Origin of the sequence: Pseudomonas sp. NPDC077408 (assembly GCF_050269105.1) — a bacterium.
Taxonomy (GTDB): Bacteria; Pseudomonadota; Gammaproteobacteria; order Pseudomonadales; family Pseudomonadaceae; genus Stutzerimonas.
Genome location: NZ_JBNNHS010000002.1, coordinates 264,779 through 282,518 on the forward strand (window position 1 = coordinate 264,779; position 17,740 = coordinate 282,518).

The window sequence follows — 17,740 nt, forward strand, 5'->3', positions numbered from 1 at the left end:
TGTTCATTGATTGCCAACGGTCAGGATGGAACACCAGCCTTCACCGCGCTCGCCTCGTGGCGTCAGGCGCAGCATACGACCGGCCCCGTGCGGCGTAATGGTAATGTCCAGGTCAGCCTTTGGCAAAATGCCGGCGCCACGTTCCGGCCACTCTACCAGGCACAGAGCGTCTCCTTCGAAATAGTCGCGAATGCCGAGAAATTCCAGTTCCTCCGGATCGACAAGACGGTAAAGGTCGAAATGGAACACTCGTGCAGCCGGGGTTTCATAGGGCTCGACCAGGGTAAAGGTCGGGCTCTTGACCTTGCCCTCATGCCCAAGCCCACGAATCAACCCGCGCGACAGTGTGGTCTTGCCGGCGCCGAGGTCGCCGTGCAGATAAATCACGCCCCGACCGCCGGTTGCCTGAGCGATGCGCGCGCCCAGCAACAGCATGGCGTCTTCGTCGGCAGCAAACAGCGTTACGTCAGACATGGCGAATGCTCCTCGAGTATCTGGCGGACCATCGGAATCAGATCGGCGGCAACCAGCCCTCGGCCTGCGGCACCAAGACGCTCACCCGCCACCGCATGCAGCCAGACAGCAAGACAGGCCGCCTCGAAAGGCGCCAGCCCCTGCGCCAGCAATGCACCAGCCACACCCGCCAACACATCGCCGAGCCCCGCGCTGGCCATAGCCGGATGCCCGCGATCACACAGTGCAAGCCGGCCGTCGCGGTCGGCGATCAGGGTTCCAGCGCCCTTGAGCAGTACGGCACAGCCGAAGCGTGCAGCAAGAGCGCGCGCGACGGCTGGTCGATCGGCCTGCACCTCGGCCACGGAGATCTCCAACAATCGTGCGGCCTCACCGGGATGCGGTGTGAGTAAGCAATCGCTAGGAAGCTCTACCGCGCCGGCCGCTAGCAGATTCAACGCATCAGCGTCCCACACCTGTGGCACGTGAAATTGCGGTGCCAGCGACAGCAAGCTGCGCCCCCAGGGGGCCTGCCCCAGACCTGGTCCGATCACGAGTACATCGGCCCGTTGGACCAGCGCCGTCAATGCATAAGTCGACTCGACGCCGCTGCACATGATTTCCGGGCGCCGCACCAGCGAGGCAGTGACATGTTCCGGGCGTGTCGCCAGGGTCAACATGCCGGCACCACAGCGCAGTGCAGCTTCAGCACTGAGCAACGCGGCGCCGCCAGTGCCGAGATCGCCGCCGATGACCAGCACCTGACCAAAGCTTCCTTTATGAACAGTTGGCGAGCGGGGTGCGAGGGTCGGCAAGTTCGCCTCGCACAAGCGCAGGGCGGACGGCTCGATCTGGGCGATGACCTGCGCATCGGCCTGCAGGTCATCGAATATCAGCGTTCCGATTCGATCCGGACCCTGACCGGTAAACAGACCGAGTTTGAGACCAATGAAGGTCACAGTCAGCTCGGCCCGCACAACCTCCCCGAGCAGATGCCCCGTGTCAGCACACAGCCCCGACGGTAGGTCGACCGCAAGGATTGGCAGCGCGCTTTCGTTCATTGCGCGAATGACGCTCGCGTAGGGTTCGCGAACCTCTCCGGTGATCCCAGTGCCTAGCAGCGCATCAACCAGCACACCGCGAAGATCGGCACCGGACGTCCAAGGCATCACGCTGACGCCGGCTGCCCGAGCTTCAGCAAAGGCCTGTGCGGCATCGCCCTGCAATTGCAGAGGATCGCCGACCGCAATGACCCGAACCTGACGACCGGCACGCTGCGCCAACGCTGCGATCAGATACCCATCGCCGGCGTTGTTACCGCGCCCGGCCAACACGGTGATTTCCTCAACGTCCGGCCAACGTCGGCGCAGTGCGCGCCAGGCGGCATGGGCAGCACGCTGCATAAGGTCGAAACCAGGCGTCCCCGCCGCGATCAGCCGGGCGTCGAGCTCACGTACCTGAGCGGCAGAGTAGAGACGACTGGGAAGTGTATCGGTGGTCTGGGACATGAATCACCCGTGCGAATATCTGGCAGAATTATACGCATGCGCCTGCCCGGCCGCCCGTGGCGAGTCGGCGGCGGATTGATAGAAAAGATTGCCGCCCGAGAGCGAGCCGCGCGGTGGGTTCAACAGCTGCCGGTTCGCCAGGCCAAAACCGCAGCAGCCCGCCATTACATTGCCGCAACGCCGACGACTCTACGCCATGTCCAGTACCACCCTCGACCCAGCCGCTCTTGCCGACTCCATCAAGGAGTGGGGCCGCGAGCTTGGCTTTCAGCAGGTCGGCATTACTGGCGTTGATCTGGGCGAGCATGAAGCGCACCTCGAGCGCTGGCTAGCGGCCGGCTATCAAGGCGAGATGGACTATATGGCTGCCCATGGCAGCAAACGTTCCCACCCGGAGCAACTGGTGCCAGGCACGTTAAGGGTGATCTCGTTGCGCATGGACTACCTGCCCGGCGAAACCCGCATGGCCGAGCAACTGGCGCAGCCCGAAAAAGCCTATGTGTCACGCTACGCGCTAGGCCGGGACTATCACAAACTGATCCGCAAACGCCTGCAACAGCTGGCCGAGCGCATCCAGCACGTGATCGGCCCCTTCGGCTTTCGCGCCTTTGTCGACAGCGCGCCGGTGTTGGAAAAGGCGGTGGCGCAGCAGGCCGGCCTCGGCTGGATCGGCAAGAACACCCTGGTTCTCAACCGCAAGGCGGGCAGTTGGTTCTTTCTCGGCGAGTTGTTTGTCGACATCGCCCTCCCCGTCGACGAGCCAACCGATCGCGACCACTGCGGCAGTTGCCATGCCTGTCTGGACGTTTGCCCAACGGATGCGTTCGTCGGCGAACGGGTGTTGGATGCGCGCAAATGCATTTCCTACCTGACCATCGAGCTGAAAGGTCCGATCCCCGTCGAGCTACGGTCGAAGATCGGTAACCGCGTGTTCGGCTGCGATGACTGCCAGATCGTCTGCCCCTGGAATCGCTTCGCCAAGCCAACCCAGCAGACCGACTTCCAGCCACGTCATAGCCTGGACAACGCCGAGCTGGCAACGCTGTTCCGCTGGACCGAAGAAGAGTTTCTCAGCCGCACCGAGGGTTCGCCCCTGCGCCGCACCGGCTATCAGAGCTGGCTGCGCAATCTCGCCGTGGGGCTGGGTAACGCGCCGTCGAGCATTCCGGTACTCGAAGCACTGCAGGCGCGCCGCGACGACCCCTCTGAGCTGGTGCGTGAGCATGTCCAATGGGCGCTGGCGCAGCATGAGCAACGGCCTCCGGCTCACCCGCATACCGGGGATTAGCCGGCACACAGGTTACGCCGGAGCAACCACTGTGGCAGCACTCAATTCAAGCAACGCCTCCCCGTCCAGGGTCTCCTGTTGCAGCAGTCGCTGTGCACTGCGCTCCAGCAGCTCCCGGCGCGCTTCGAGCAGCGTCAGGCTGCGTTGGAAGGATGCCTGCACCAGTTCCTGTACTTCCTCGTCGATCGCCGTGGCAGTACTTTCCGCGTAATCGTGCTGCGGCTTGAGGCCGAGCATCGCTTCGTTGCCCAGGAAAGAATTGGGCTCGCGCTCCAACACCATGTGCCCGAGCCGCCGGGACATGCCATAGCGGGTGACCATGGCCCGGGCAATATCGGTGACCTTGGCCAGGTCGTCCGCCGCACCGGTGGACAGGTGGGCGAACACTAGCCACTCCGCTGCGCGCCCGCCGAGCAGCACGGCCATCTTGTTTTCGAGCTCCTCGCGGGTCATCAGGAAGCGGTCCTCGATGGGCCGCTGGATGGTATAGCCCAGCGCGCCCATGCCGCGCGGGATGATCGAGACCTTGTGCACCGGATCGACACCCGGCAGCGCCATGGCGACCAGTGCGTGGCCCATCTCGTGATACGCGACAATTTCGCGCTCGCGCGGGTTCAGCAAACGGTTGCGCTTCTCCAGACCGGCGACGATGCGCTCAATGGCGGCGGTGAAATCTGTCATGGCCACCGCCTCGGCATTGCGCCGAGTCGCCAGCAGCGTCGCCTCGTTGACCAGATTGGCCAGGTCGGCGCCGGTGAATCCTGGCGTCAGCGCGGCGATGGCCTGGGGATCGACATCGGTGTCCAGCCGCGCTTTTTTCAAGTGCACCTCGAGAATTTGCACCCGCCCGACCTTGTCCGGCCGATCCACCAGCACCTGACGGTCGAACCGGCCGGCACGTAGCAATGCCGGGTCGAGGATTTCCGGCCGGTTGGTGGCGGCCAGCAAAACCAACCCACTGGACGTATCGAAACCGTCCATCTCCACCAGCAACTGGTTGAGCGTCTGCTCCTTCTCGTCGTGCCCGCCGGACATGGGTCCGGCGCCACGAGCGCGGCCAAGGGCGTCCAGCTCATCGATGAAGATGATTGCCGGCGCCTGGGCCCTCGCCTGTTCAAACAGGTCACGTACTCGCGCGGCACCGACCCCGACGAACATCTCGACGAACTCTGAGCCAGAAATGGAGTAGAACGGCACCCTTGCCTCACCGGCGACGGCTCGCGCCAGCAGCGTCTTGCCGGTGCCGGGCGGGCCGACCAGCAGCACGCCCTTGGGCATGCGTCCGCCGAGGCGGCCGTAGGTTTTCGGATCACGCAGGAATTCGATGATTTCCTTGAGCTCGTCCTTGGCCTCGTCGACGCCGGCCACGTCGGCGAAGCTCACTTTCATGTCGGTCTCGACGTAAACCCGCGCCTTGCTCTTGCCGATCTGCATCATGCCGCCGCCACCCAGCCCGCTGCCGAGGCGACGCATGAGGAACAGCCAGATGCCGAAGAACAACACGGCCGGGACGATCCACGACAGCAGGTCCCGCACCAGCGTGCTTTCCACCTTGCCGGTGTAGCGCACCGGATATTGCTGCAGGTGTTCGGCCAGCTGCGGTTCGACGCGATTGCTGACGAAGCGTCGCTGGCCGCTGGGCAAGGGTTCCTTGAACGACCCTTCGATACGCCGCTCGGTGATCGCCAGCTCATCGATGCGTCCGTCTTTGAGGTGCTGTTCGAACTCGCTGTAAGGGATCGTCGCCACTTCCTGCTGTGCCGTCAGCAGGTACTGGATGCCGAGAAACGCCAGGACGGCGAACATCCAATAGCTGACATGAAATCCGGCTTTCTCTTTCACCCTGCTCTCCTTGTATCGCCAACCAAGCGCACACGTTTTGGCTACCGGTGACTATGCCTCCTTCAGAACAGCCGCGCTGGACTCAGATCAGTAATAGCCAACCTAACTGCCACCTCTGGCACTTCAGAGGCCGCCGCTGACACCAAGCCCGATGCCGAGCACCGCAGCCAGAGCGAAGGGCAACAGCAGAGTGTCGAGCAACGCGCTGGCCGGCAGGTCGATGGCTGCATGCCTGGGCGGCTCGGCACCGAAACGGTCCAGCGGACAGCAACCGCCGTTGAGGCTGTACCAGTCCAGACGAGTGCCGGAGTAGACGACAGGCGCGCCGGGTTTGGCAGCATTGAGGGTGCGCACCGTGGCGCAACCGGAGAGCAGTAGGACGAGCGCCAGTGTCGAGCCGAGCCGGAGAGTCGATCGTTTCATTGGCGCCTCCTAATGGGTTGGGTGAAAGCAGGTGCGGCCGTGCTTAATCGTCGCTGACGATATGGTGCTCGCCCCAGCGCGGAAGCATGTCCTGCGGAATGTTGAGCAGGTTGAGGACGCGCGCGACCACGAAATCGACCAGATCGTCGATGGTTTGCGGCTGATGATAGAAGCCCGGCGACGCTGGCAGGATGGTTACACCAAGGTTGGACAGCTTGAGCATGTTCTCGAGATGAATACTCGAATACGGCGCCTCGCGCGGCACCAGAATCAGCTGGCGACGCTCCTTGAGCGCCACGTCCGCAGCGCGCTCGATCAGATTGTTGCAGGCGCCAGCGGCAATAGCCGACAGGGTGCCGGTCGAACAGGGCACCACCACCATCGCCGTTGGTGCACCGGAGCCGGACGCGGGAGGCGCCATCCAGTCTTCCTTGGCGAACACACGGATTTGCCCGGCCGCGGCGCCCGTGTATTCAGAGAGAAACGCCTGCATGGCCTGTGGTTTGGCCGGCAGCACGACATCGGTCTCGGTTGCCATCACCAATTGCGCCGCCTTGGAAATCAGGAAATGGACCTCGCGGTCTTCCTGGATCAGGCAGTCCAGCAGGCGCAGGCCGTATTGCGCGCCGGAGGCGCCGGTCATGGCCAAAGTGATGCGTTCGGGGCCGCTCATTCGTAGTTCTCTCCGCGCAATTGCGTCGTTCTTCCTTTTGTGGGCTGAAGCCCACCCTACAAAATCGCCGCCCGCATGGAGCCGCAACTTCAATCGAACCTATCGCATCAGCACCGTAGGGTGGGCTTCAGCCCACCAAACAGCTTTACGCCAGCGCTTCAGCCAACTTGCCGTGCAATCCACCAAAACCACCGTTGCTCATGACCACCACCTGGGTGCCCGGCACAGCGTCGGCCTTGACCTTGGCAATGATCGCCTCAAGCGAGTCGCACACCGTGGTCGGCACGGGCGAGCTGGCGACCGTCGCGGCCAGATCCCAGCCGAGATTGGCCGGTGCGTACCAGATCGCCTGATCCGCCAGTGCCACGGATTCAGCCAGGCCTTCGCGGTGCGCGCCGAGTTTCATGGAGTTGGAACGCGGCTCGACCACAGCAATGATCGGCGTATCGCCCACCTGCTTGCGCAGCCCGTCGAGGGTGGTGGCGATGGCGGTCGGGTGATGAGCGAAGTCGTCGTAGATGGTCACACCGTTGATTTCAGCGACCTTTTCCATGCGTCGCTTGACGCTCAGGAAATCGCTCAACGCCTCGGCGCCCTGCTTCGGTAGCACGCCGACATGCCGCGCCGCGGCAAGCGTCGCCAGTGCATTGTTGACGTTGTGCAGGCCGGTCAGCGCCCAGTCAACCACGCCCTGCACGGAACCCTCGAAGATCACCTCGAAGCGTGAACCGTCAGCGCTCAGCAGGTTCGCCTGCCATTGCCCGCCGTCACCGGTGGTCTGCACTGGCGTCCAGCAGCCCATGCCGATCACGCGCTTGAGCGCTGTTTCAAACTCGGGATGGATGACCAGGCCTTCACTGGGGACGGTGCGCACCAGATGGTGGAACTGCCGTTCGATGGCCGCGAGGTCCGGGAAGATGTCCGCATGGTCGAATTCCAGGTTGTTGAGGATCGCCGTGCGCGGGCGGTAATGGACGAACTTGCTGCGCTTGTCGAAAAAGGCGCTGTCGTATTCGTCGGCCTCAACCACGAAGAATGGCGTACCGCCCAGGCGCGCCGAGATGCCGAAGTTCTGCGGCACCCCGCCGATGAGAAAGCCCGGGCTCATGCCGGCGTGTTCCAGCACCCAGGCCAGCATGCTGCTCGTGGTGGTCTTGCCGTGCGTGCCTGCAGCAGCCAGCACCCAGCGGCCCTGCAGCACGTGATCGGCCAACCATTGCGGGCCGGACACATAGGGCAAACCCTTGTTGAGTACGTATTCCACCGCCGGGTTGCCGCGCGACAGCGCATTGCCGATCACCACCAGATCCGGCGCCGGTTCGAGCTGACTGGGCTCGTAGCCCTGCGTCAGTTCGATGCCCTGGGCTTCAAGTTGCGTGCTCATGGGCGGGTAGACGTTGGCGTCCGAGCCGGTGACGCGGTGGCCCAGCTCCTTGGCCAGCACTGCCAGCGATCCCATGAAGGTGCCGCAAATGCCGAGAATATGGATATGCATGAATGACCTCTGAAAAACGCCGCGCCGGGCAATCGGATCAGGCGGCACAGCCGCGCCTGTCGGCGCCGAAAACTGCGGCGCAGATTAGCACAGCGCCGGCGCTGCCAATGCCCGACCAGCGGTACACCGCACGTCGCCTCGCCAGCCGACGAACGGACTTTGTTCTACGCTGGATGACAGCAGTCCCAACACAATTACAAGCCCCGGAGACTCACCATGCGTTACGCCCATCCCGGCAGCGAAGGCGCTGTCGTTTCCTTCAAGTCCCGTTACGGCAACTTCATCAACGGCGAGTTCGTCGAGCCGGCCAACGGGCAATACTTCACCAACCTGTCGCCGGTTAACGGCCAGCCGATTGCCGAGTTTCCGCGCTCCGACGCCGCCGATATCGAAAAGGCTTTGGACGCCGCCCACGCCGCAGCCGACGCCTGGGGTAAGACCAGCGTGCAGGCGCGCTCGTTGGTCCTGCTGAAGATTGCAGATCGCATCGAGCAGAACCTCGAGATGCTCGCCATCACCGAAACCTGGGACAACGGCAAGGCCGTGCGTGAAACGCTGAATGCGGACATCCCGCTGGCCGCCGATCACTTTCGCTACTTCGCCGGCTGCATCCGCGCCCAGGAAGGCACCAGCGCCGAGATCGACGAACACACTGCGGCCTATCACTTCCACGAACCGCTGGGCGTGGTCGGGCAGATCATTCCCTGGAACTTCCCCATCCTGATGGCCGCATGGAAGCTCGCGCCGGCACTGGCGGCGGGCAACTGCGTAGTGCTCAAGCCCGCCGAGCAGACACCGCTGGGCATCGCCGTGCTGATGGAAGTCATCGGCGACCTGCTGCCACCGGGTGTGCTCAACGTGGTGCAGGGCTACGGGCGCGAAGCCGGCGAAGCCCTGGCAAGCAGCAAACGCATCGCCAAGATCGCCTTTACCGGCTCCACGCCGGTGGGCTCGCACATCATGAAGCGCGCCGCCGAGAGCATCATCCCGAGCACCGTGGAGCTGGGCGGCAAGAGCCCCAACATCTACTTCGAAGACATCATGCAGGCCGAGCCGACCTTCATCGAGAAAGCCGCGGAGGGCTTGGTGCTGGGCTTCTTCAACCAGGGCGAAGTCTGCACCTGCCCGTCACGGGCGCTCGTGCAGGAATCGATCTACGCTCCCTTCATGGAAGCGGTGATGAAGAAGGTCGCGCAGATCAAGCGCGGCGATCCGCTGGACACCGAAACCATGGTTGGCGCTCAGGCTAGCCAGCAGCAGTTCGACAAGATCATGTCCTACCTGGAAATCGCCAAGCAGGAAGGCGCCGAGGTGCTCACCGGCGGCGCGGCGGAGAAGCTGGAAGGTTCACTCGCGACCGGCTATTACATCCAGCCGACGCTGCTCAAGGGCACTAACAAGATGCGCGTATTCCAGGAGGAGATTTTCGGCCCAGTGATCGGCGTCACGACCTTCAAGGACGAAGCCGAAGCCCTGGCCATCGCCAATGACACCGAGTACGGCCTGGGTGCTGGCGTCTGGACCCGTGACATCAACCGCGCCTATCGCATGGGCCGGGCGATCAAGGCCGGGCGTGTGTGGACCAACTGCTATCACCTCTATCCGGCGCATGCGGCGTTCGGCGGTTACAAGAAGTCCGGTGTCGGTCGTGAAACCCACAAGATGATCCTCGACAGCTACCAGCAGACCAAGAACCTGCTGATCAGCTACGACATCAACCCTCTCGGGTTCTTCTAGCCCATAAACAGTGCCCGCCCACGCCGCAAGGCGTCGGGCTGGTGCACGTGTGGCTGCCTTTTCACTCCAGAGGTCCCAAAACGCCGTAGAAACCGCAAAGGCACAGCGCTTGCTTTAACGATCCTGCCGTACCCGAACCCATCAAAGGATGATTCCCATGGCTCTCGAACACAGCAGTGCGACACCCCCGCCCCACGCCACCGATTTCGAAGCAGTTGGCAGCACCTATTTCAAGGAACGCGAACTGAAGAAAGGCGCCGCCGGCTGGGTCCTGCTGGTGGGCCTGGGCGTTGCTTACGTGATTTCCGGCGATTACGCCGGCTGGAACTTCGGCCTCGCACAGGGCGGCTGGGGCGGCCTGTTCATCGCCACGCTGCTGATGGCGACCATGTATCTGTGTATGTGTTTTTCGCTCGCTGAGCTTTCATCCATGATTCCTACAGCGGGCGGCGGTTACGGCTTTGCCCGAAGCGCTTTCGGCCCGCTTGGGGGCTTTCTCACCGGCACGGCGATCCTCATCGAGTACGCCATTGCGCCAGCAGCCATCGCCGTGTTCATCGGCGCTTACTGCGAATCGCTGTTTGGCATCGGCGGCTGGGTCATCTACCTGGCCTTCTACATCATCTTTATCGGTATCCATATCTTCGGTGTCGGCGAGGCGTTGAAGCTGATGTTCGTCATCACGGCGATCGCTGCGCTGGCGCTGGGCGTGTTTATCGTCGCGATGGTGCCGCACTTCTCGGTGGATAATCTGCTGGACATCGCGCCGACCACTGCAGCTGGCGCCAGCAATTTCCTCCCCTATGGTTACGTCGGCATCTGGGCGGCGATCCCCTACGCGATCTGGTTCTTCCTCGCCGTTGAAGGCGTGCCGCTGGCCGCCGAGGAAACCAAGAATCCACAGCGCGACATGCCGCGAGGGCTGATTGGCGCCATTCTGATCCTGACCGCATTTGCGGGTCTGATCCTACTGGTCGGCCCGGGCGGCGCCGGCTCGAGCACCCTGGTTGCGTCTGGCAACCCTCTGGTCGAAGCGCTAACCACCGCCTACGGGTCGTCAACCTGGATGAGCGGCTTCGTCAACCTCATTGGTCTGGCCGGTTTGATCGCCAGCTTCTTCTCGATCATTTATGCCTACTCACGGCAAATCTTCGCGCTGTCGCGGGCTGGCTACCTGCCGCGCAAGCTCTCGCTGACCAACAAGAACAAGGCGCCGGTGCTGGCGCTGATCATCCCTGGTGTCATCGGTTTTCTGCTGTCGCTCACCGGTCAAGGCGACCTGCTGATCCTGGTGGCGGTGTTTGGCGCGACCATCTCCTACGTGCTGATGATGGCCTCGCACATCGTCTTGCGCGTGCACCGGCCGGACATGCATCGCCCATACAAGACGCCCGGCGGCGTGCTGACTTCCGGTATTGCGCTGGTTCTGGCGTGCATCGCAGTGGTCGCGGGCTTCCTGGTAGACCCGCGCGTGGTAATCGCCGCAGCGGTGATCTACGGCGTCTTCATTGCCTACTTCGCGTTCTACAGCCGGCACCATCTGGTGGCCGGCACGCCTGAGGAGGAATTCGCGGCGATCGAGAACGCCGAGGCATCACTTAACTAGCAGGCTGCTGAGAACGTGAGCGAGGCAGGCAGTACAAGGCGCAACGACCGAAGGGAGTAACAGCCAAACGGCCGGCCCGAATGGCGAGCGTCGCGAGTCAAAGCGGCCGGAACAGCGGACCGGGCTAGCGTACGAGTTTAAGTGTTGTAAATGAGCATGTTGACTGGGCTCGCAACCGAGGCCGCTTTTAACGCAGGAATGCCAACGCAGGTAGTTTTCACAGTTTGCTATGGGGGGACGAGCATGGCGGGATATGCGCACAGCGTAGGCGGCACCAACTGGCGCTTCGACAGCCTGCGCGAGGTGATGGCCAAGGCCAGCCCGGCGCGCTCCGGTGATTTCCTCGCGGAAGTCGCCGCGGGCAGCGACGCCGAGCGCGTCGCCGCACAGATGTGCCTGGCGCAGATCCCGCTCAAACGCTTTCTCGAAGAGGCGTTGATCCCGTACGAGACCGACGAAGTCACCCGGCTGATCATCGATAGCCACGACGCCGAAGCCTTCGCCCCGGTCAGCCACCTGACCGTCGGCGACTTCCGCAACTGGCTGCTGGGCGATGACGCCGACGAGACTGCGCTCAAGGCGCTGGCTCCTGGCCTGACACCCGAGATGGTCGCCGCAGTGTCAAAGATCATGCGCGTGCAGGACCTGATTCTGGTGGCGCAGAAAGTGCGCATCGTGACGCGCTTTCGCAACACCATCGGCCTGCGCGGGCGCATGTCCACCCGCCTGCAACCCAACCACCCCACGGACGAGGCCGCCGGCATTGCCGCAAGCATTGTCGACGGCCTGCTCTACGGCAACGGCGATGCGGTGATCGGCATCAACCCGGCCACCGACAGCACCAGCGGCATCTGCGAACTGCTGAAGATGCTCGATGCCATCATCCAGCGTTACGACATCCCCACCCAGGGCTGCATCCTCACCCATGTCACCACCTCCATCGAGGCGATCAACCGTGGCGCGCCGCTGGATCTGGTGTTTCAGTCAATCGCCGGGACCGAGGCGGCCAACAGCAGTTTCGGCATCAATCTCGCCGTGCTGCAGGAAGGCTACGAGGCGGGCCTGTCGCAGAAGCGCGGCACGCTGGGCGACAACCTCATGTACTTCGAAACCGGCCAGGGCAGCGCCTTGTCGGCCAACGCGCACCATGGCGTCGACCAGCAGACCTGCGAGGCGCGCGCCTACGCCGTCGCACGCAAGTTCAAACCGCTGCTGGTGAATACCGTGGTCGGCTTTATCGGCCCGGAATACCTCTACAACGGCAAGCAGATCATCCGCGCCGGGCTGGAGGATCATTTCTGCGCCAAGCTGCTCGGCGTGCCCATGGGCTGCGACATCTGCTACACCAACCATGCCGAAGCCGATCAGGACGATATGGATGTGCTGCTGACCCTGCTTGGCACCGCCGGTATCAACTTCATCATGGGTATTCCAGGCTCGGACGACGTGATGCTCAACTACCAGACCACTTCGTTCCACGATGCGCTCTATCTGCGCCAGAGCCTGGGGCTCAGGCCCGCGCCAGAGTTCGAGGAGTGGCTGGCGAAGATGGACATCCTGCGCCAGGACGGCGGACGGCTGCAGATGGGCAGCGAGCTACCTCCGGCTTTCCGCCAGGCGCTGGAGCGGATGGCATGACGCAGTCGAGCCCAGGCAGCCCGCTGAAGTCTGGCCATGTCCGTGCATGCCTCGGATCGCCAGCAAGGACTGGGCGTCCCCCTTGCTCCTACAGATACCGCACGGCCTGCGCTTCGTAGGAGCCAGCTTGCTGGCGATCAACACCACACTGATATCTGCAAGAGCGGGTACGCCCAGCCTTGCTCGCGAATCGAGCTACCCCACCCTTCGGAGGCCGTCATGCCTGATAAGCCCACCGCCATCAGCAACCCCTGGAGCCATCTGCGCCAGCTAACGCCGGCACGCATCGCTTTGGGTCGTGCGGGCACCAGCCTGCCCACCGATGCCCAGCTGGATTTCCAGTTCGCTCATGCGCAGGCACGCGACGCCGTGCATCTATCCCTCGACACCGAAGAACTGGCCCATCAGCTTCAGGACAAAGGGTTCAGAACCCTGCAACTGCGCTCCGCAGCCGCCGACCGCTACATTTACCTCCAACGCCCCGACCTGGGACGACGGCTGGACGGGCCCTCTGTCGATCAGCTGACCGATCACGCCACCGAGCATGCCGAAGGCTACGACCTGGCAATCGTCATCGCCGATGGCCTTTCGGCGCTGGCGGTGCAACGGCACGCCCTGCCCTTGCTTCAGCGCATCGAAGAACAGATAGAAAAGGATGCCTGGAGCCTCGCCCCCATCAGCCTGGTGCAACAATGCCGCGTCGCGCTTGGCGATGAAGTGGGCGAGCGGCTCAAGGCGAAGATGGTGGTGATGCTCGTGGGCGAACGCCCAGGCTTGAGCTCGCCGGACAGCCTCGGCTTGTACTTCACCTACGCCCCGAAGGTCGACCGTACCGATGCCGATCGCAACTGCATCTCCAACATCCGCCTGGAGGGCCTGAGCTACAACCTCGCCGCGCACCGCCTGATCCACCTGATGCGCGAGGCCTGCCGCCGCCAACTCTCAGGGGTGACGCTGAAGGACGAAGCGGAAGTGCTCAGCCTCGAGGACGACTCGCCAAAAGCCAGCAATTTCCTGTTGGACTGAGTGCCTTTCCGAAGGATGGCCACACGGCTCGCGCCAGCGCTGCCAGCGCTCTCCGGCAGAGCGCTTCCCGCCCAAGAATCGTCACGCCTCCGGCAATACCACCACGGCATCCACCTCGAACAACATGCCATCCAACGCCAAGCGAGGCACTGGTATCAGCGTGCAGGCCGGCTTCATCTGCGCTCCGAATGCTCGCTCCAGTTCATCGCCGAGAATGCCTAAGCGTTGCTCGCAGTGATCGACGATGAGCACCGTCAGCTTGGCTACCTGCGAGGGCAGCCCGCCTGCCGCCTCGATGGCAATCAAGAGGTTCGCCATCGCCTGACGGACCTGCTCGCGGAAATCTTCGGATAGCCGACCGTCTTCCGTTTCACCTCCCTGTCCTGCGATAAACGCAAGCCGCGCACCTCCTGGCACCAGCGCTACGTGGGAATAACCGTTGGGGGCGGGATCGTAGAGTCCGGGCGGATTGATCAACGCCGGTTTGGGTGAAACGTCCGATTCGCTCATGGGTGCTCCCGTTCATCTAGTTAAATCGAGTGCCGATAGGCCCCGATCTGGAGGGTAGTACGTTCAGCATGACGCCCCGTGGTTCGCGGCTGATGGGCGGAGCATCTACGCGGCTTGCTGACGCCGTGCGCCCCGCTTAAGGTTGACGTCCTCCCGGTAGGAAACTCCTTCATGTGGTCACTCCGCGACTGGCGCCGCAAGCGCATCCTCGCCCGTCTCGCCATCGAACCGGCGCTCTGGCAAAGCGTGCTCGACAGCCTGCCGATTCTCGAAGGTTTAACCGTCGAGGAGACCGAGCGCTTGCGCGAGCGCAGCCTGCTGTTTCTGCACGCCAAGCGCCTGACCGCGCTGCCCGGAGTCGAGCTAGACCTTACCAGTCGCCTGCGTCTGGCCGCACAGGCAGAGCTGCCTTTGCTGCACTTGGCTGATCTGGACTGGTATCAGGGCTTCCATGAAATCGTCATCTACCCCGATGATTTCCATAGTCCGCAGAAGCACCGCGATTCCGCTGGCGTGATGCACGAGTGGGATGGCGAACACAGCGGCGAAGCCTGGTTGCAGGGGCCGGTGATTCTGGCCATGCCGGGGGTCCAGCAGAGCGGCACCTGGGAAGGCTACAACCTGGTGATCCACGAGCTTGCGCACAAACTCGACATGCTCAATGGCGACGCCAACGGCCTGCCCCCGCTGCACCGCAACATGCGTATCGAGGATTGGGCCCACGCAATGCAAAACGCCTACGACTCGCTCAACACCAAGCTGGATGCCGATCCTCACGCCCACACGGCAATCGATCCGTACGCCGCGGAAAACCCAGCCGAGTTCTTCGCCGTCACCAGCGAGTATTTTTTCAGCGCGCCGGACGTGCTGCATGAGGCCTATCCTGATGTCTACCGACAGCTGGCGGCCTTCTATCGACAGGACCCGCTAACACGCCTGCAGCAGCGGTAAGGCAACCATCCGCAATACGCGGAACCTCACTGATTTGTGACCGTCGAATACGCGCATTGCCGGACCAGGGAGCTTCGCCACCGCCGGCATGGCAAAACGCCCGACACTGCGCCTATAATCGCGCCCACTTTTTTCGCCCCAGGCCGCCTCGGCCGACCACGGAGCAATGTTCATGAGCTACAGCAAAGTCCCGGCCGGCAAAGACCTGCCAAACGACATCTACGTCGCCATCGAAATCCCGGCCAACCACGCGCCGATCAAATACGAAATCGATCACGACACCGACTGCCTGTTCGTCGACCGCTTCATGGCCACGCCGATGTTCTACCCGGCCAACTACGGCTTCATCCCGCACACCCTGGCCGATGACGGCGATCCGCTAGACGTACTGGTCGTGACGCCCTACCCGGTTGCCCCAGGCTCCGTCATCCGCTGCCGTCCAGTGGGCGTGCTGAACATGACCGACGAAGCCGGCGGCGACGCCAAGCTGATCGCCGTCCCGCACGACAAGCTGAGCCAGCTGTACGTGGATGTGAAGGAATACACCGACCTGCCGCCGCTGCTGATCGAGCAGATCAAGCACTTCTTCGAGAACTACAAGGATCTCGAGAAGGGCAAGTGGGTCAAGGTCGAAGGCTGGGAAGGCGCCGACGCCGCCCGCGCCGCCATCACCAAGGCTGTGGCGGCTTACCAAAAATAAGCCAATACCGCTAACGGAAGCCGGCCCACAAGGCCGGCTTTTTTATTGGTGAGCTCTCTGCCCCTCCCAAACGCAATGACATTTGCAGGCTATGACCCGTCTAGCAGACGTTGGAATAACCAGTGCAACCCAACGTACTGCCTTCGGGAAGCGGCTGGACTTTGTGGCTAAACATTAATCAGGTTCCCTTGTCACGGATGAAGAGCCGACGTTCCCGGTGCTGTGAATGAATCCTTGTTCACTTTCTCCACGGTTAACTGCCTGAGCTGCGAACGCAAGGCCTCCACCTCCCTCAACAATTCAGCTTGCCCGCTACTCCCCTCGATGGGTTCACCGGTATCCAGGTCAAACCAGCGCGCGTCAGCAATTCGGACATCCATAATCTTGCGGTCCTGCGACGTTGCCGAATCAGCACGCTGCCGTACAGCCTCACGCAGGGCGTATTTGCTTGCAGGATTGCCATGGTTGAGAAAGACAGTCGCTGGTTTTCCAGAGCCATAGCCATCAGTACGAAAAAGGAAGTCCAGTAGCATCTGTTGATCAGCATGAGCCGAGTAGTACGGCGACATATCGAACACTTCCGCCTGGCCAGAGGCCAAGCTGTCCAAAGGCAGACTGGACAGGCTCGCACGTTGCATCAACTCCGCTCCCTTGGAGCCTCCGGACTGATAGCCCGTAAGGATCACGGTGTTACGTGGATCACTACCCCAGCGCTCCAGATAACCGACCACCGGGCCGTTGTCACACATGCCGGCGCTGGCGATCACGATATCGGCGTCAAAATTGGAGGGCTGTCTGGGTTTTGTCATGTTCAGGTAGCACTCATCGCCTGCCTTGAAGCGGCCATGCTCTACCAGGCGCTGCAACATGGCTTGAATCTCATCGGCATGCATCGCCAGCGAATCACACAGCTCAGCATTCAGGTATTTGAACTTGCCGTTAGGCGACTTGCTGCAGAGGTGTTTCGCATACACCTGAGTCACCGCATGGCCCAGTGGTGCATGGATATTGGCTGTGATTGGCCGATCGTTACCGTTATGCCCAGGTGCCTGCCTGCTCGCGGGCAGGTTAACTTTCATCCAGTGCAGAACGTCCATCAGTAATTCCTGAGCACGGTGCAGCGAGAAGGCCGGCATCAAGACCTTGCCGCCCTTAACGAACAGGGTATGGGCGATGACTTCTGCCAGGCGTGCCAGACGCAGTTGGGAGTTTTGATACGCCTGCTCTCGCACCCGCCCGCCATAGGTGGACTCAACAACGATGTAGTCCGTGTCGGCAAACGGATGTTGGCCGCTCTTCATCAACGGCAGATAGGCGTTTTCATCCGTCTGGCAACCAACGTCTCCGCTGAAACAAATGGAGCGATTATTTTCCTTCACCTTCCAGCCAATACTGATCAAGCAGGCACCCAAGATATGGCTGCTGCGCAGGTAGGCCATCCAGATACCTTCGGCCAAGCGAATGCTGCGACCCCACTTGAAACCTGGGTCATCATCCAGAACGCTCCAGCGAATCTGCTTTACTTCTTGCTCAGTAAACATGCCGCTTACCCGCGCAGCGTCCAGCAGCATCAGTTCGGTGAGCTCGCGGGTTGCACGGGTGGCGTAAACCAAACCGGTGAAACCCTCACGTACCAGTCGGGGCAACAGGCCACAGTGATCGATATGGGCATGAGTCAGCAGCACATACTTGAGGCGCGCTGCATGGAAAGGGAATGCCTGACTATTAGCCCATTCCTCCCGTTCGTTGCCTTGGTGCATGCCACAGTCCACCAGAAATTGGGTATCGGAGTCGGTGTGATGCAGCCAGGTGCACGAGCCGCTGACACCTTCGATTGCACCGACGAATTTCATCTTCAGCATGATCATTTCCTTTTCTCGGGCGACAGCG

At 62.3% G+C, this 17,740-nt stretch carries 15 protein-coding genes; 7 read left to right on the plus strand and 8 right to left on the minus strand.

The features are described from left to right. Positions 1-3: 3 nt before the first annotated feature. Together tsaE and ACQKEK_RS06290 are read right to left on the minus strand one after the other, a co-directional pair. Positions 4-474 carry a tRNA (adenosine(37)-N6)-threonylcarbamoyltransferase complex ATPase subunit type 1 TsaE gene (tsaE, locus tag ACQKEK_RS06285; protein ID WP_045424402.1) on the minus strand — a complete coding sequence of 157 codons (471 nt, stop codon included), beginning with the start codon at positions 472-474 and terminating at the stop codon, positions 4-6. Beyond that, on the minus strand, positions 462-1,961 hold the full coding sequence (locus tag ACQKEK_RS06290) for an NAD(P)H-hydrate dehydratase (RefSeq protein WP_499141630.1): 1,500 nt from the start codon (positions 1,959-1,961) through the stop codon (positions 462-464). The genes tsaE and ACQKEK_RS06290 overlap by 13 nt, the downstream gene beginning before the upstream one ends. Before the next feature lie 196 nt (positions 1,962-2,157). On the opposite strand from ACQKEK_RS06290, the gene queG reads away from it, so the two are divergent. Next, on the plus strand, positions 2,158-3,249 hold the full coding sequence (gene queG, locus ACQKEK_RS06295) for a tRNA epoxyqueuosine(34) reductase QueG (protein ID WP_499141632.1): 1,092 nt from the start codon (positions 2,158-2,160) through the stop codon (positions 3,247-3,249). A 12-nt stretch (positions 3,250-3,261) separates the two neighbouring features. On the opposite strand, the gene ftsH is transcribed toward queG, so the two are convergent. From ftsH to mpl, 4 genes are all read right to left on the minus strand, one after another. Next, the gene (ftsH, locus tag ACQKEK_RS06300; protein WP_499141634.1) at positions 3,262-5,091 is read right to left on the minus strand and encodes an ATP-dependent zinc metalloprotease FtsH; all 1,830 of its coding nucleotides are present in this window, start codon (positions 5,089-5,091) and stop codon (positions 3,262-3,264) included. Between the two features lie 123 nt (positions 5,092-5,214). Further along, on the minus strand, positions 5,215-5,514 hold the full coding sequence (locus ACQKEK_RS06305; protein ID WP_216707177.1) for a YceK/YidQ family lipoprotein: 300 nt from the start codon (positions 5,512-5,514) through the stop codon (positions 5,215-5,217). 43 nt (positions 5,515-5,557) lie between these two features. After that, the gene (gene ubiX, locus ACQKEK_RS06310; RefSeq protein ID WP_499141636.1) at positions 5,558-6,187 is read right to left on the minus strand and encodes a flavin prenyltransferase UbiX; all 630 of its coding nucleotides are present in this window, start codon (positions 6,185-6,187) and stop codon (positions 5,558-5,560) included. A 145-nt stretch (positions 6,188-6,332) separates the two neighbouring features. Beyond that, positions 6,333-7,682 carry a UDP-N-acetylmuramate:L-alanyl-gamma-D-glutamyl-meso-diaminopimelate ligase gene (gene mpl, locus ACQKEK_RS06315; protein ID WP_499141638.1) on the minus strand — a complete coding sequence of 450 codons (1,350 nt, stop codon included), beginning with the start codon at positions 7,680-7,682 and terminating at the stop codon, positions 6,333-6,335. Positions 7,683-7,898: 216 nt separating this feature from the next. On the opposite strand from mpl, the gene exaC reads away from it, so the two are divergent. The 4 genes from exaC (at position 7,899) to eutC (ending at position 13,689) form a co-directional block, all read left to right on the plus strand. Beyond that, the gene (gene exaC, locus ACQKEK_RS06320; protein ID WP_499141639.1) at positions 7,899-9,419 is read left to right on the plus strand and encodes an acetaldehyde dehydrogenase ExaC; all 1,521 of its coding nucleotides are present in this window, start codon (positions 7,899-7,901) and stop codon (positions 9,417-9,419) included. 157 nt (positions 9,420-9,576) lie between these two features. Further along, positions 9,577-11,025 (plus strand): ethanolamine permease, encoded by a 1,449-nt coding sequence (gene eat / locus ACQKEK_RS06325; RefSeq protein WP_499141641.1) that lies wholly within the window; start codon positions 9,577-9,579, stop codon positions 11,023-11,025. Positions 11,026-11,268: 243 nt separating this feature from the next. Beyond that, positions 11,269-12,663: an ethanolamine ammonia-lyase subunit EutB gene (locus ACQKEK_RS06330; RefSeq protein ID WP_499141642.1), complete on the plus strand. Its 1,395-nt coding sequence runs from the start codon at positions 11,269-11,271 to the stop codon at positions 12,661-12,663. Between the two features lie 219 nt (positions 12,664-12,882). Then, positions 12,883-13,689 carry an ethanolamine ammonia-lyase subunit EutC gene (gene eutC / locus ACQKEK_RS06335; protein WP_499141644.1) on the plus strand — a complete coding sequence of 269 codons (807 nt, stop codon included), beginning with the start codon at positions 12,883-12,885 and terminating at the stop codon, positions 13,687-13,689. Positions 13,690-13,770: 81 nt separating this feature from the next. On the opposite strand, the gene ACQKEK_RS06340 is transcribed toward eutC, so the two are convergent. Further along, the gene (locus ACQKEK_RS06340) at positions 13,771-14,199 is read right to left on the minus strand and encodes a RidA family protein (protein WP_499141645.1); all 429 of its coding nucleotides are present in this window, start codon (positions 14,197-14,199) and stop codon (positions 13,771-13,773) included. A 171-nt stretch (positions 14,200-14,370) separates the two neighbouring features. On the opposite strand from ACQKEK_RS06340, the gene ACQKEK_RS06345 reads away from it, so the two are divergent. After that, positions 14,371-15,150 carry a M90 family metallopeptidase gene (locus ACQKEK_RS06345; protein ID WP_499141646.1) on the plus strand — a complete coding sequence of 260 codons (780 nt, stop codon included), beginning with the start codon at positions 14,371-14,373 and terminating at the stop codon, positions 15,148-15,150. A gap of 172 nt (positions 15,151-15,322) precedes the next feature. Next, positions 15,323-15,850 (plus strand): inorganic diphosphatase, encoded by a 528-nt coding sequence (gene ppa / locus ACQKEK_RS06350; RefSeq protein ID WP_045163730.1) that lies wholly within the window; start codon positions 15,323-15,325, stop codon positions 15,848-15,850. Between the two features lie 191 nt (positions 15,851-16,041). On the opposite strand, the gene ACQKEK_RS06355 is transcribed toward ppa, so the two are convergent. Then, positions 16,042-17,712, minus strand: coding sequence for an MBL fold metallo-hydrolase (locus ACQKEK_RS06355; RefSeq protein ID WP_499141647.1), 1,671 nt, complete (start codon positions 17,710-17,712; stop codon positions 16,042-16,044). Between the last annotated feature and the right edge of the window lie 28 nt (positions 17,713-17,740).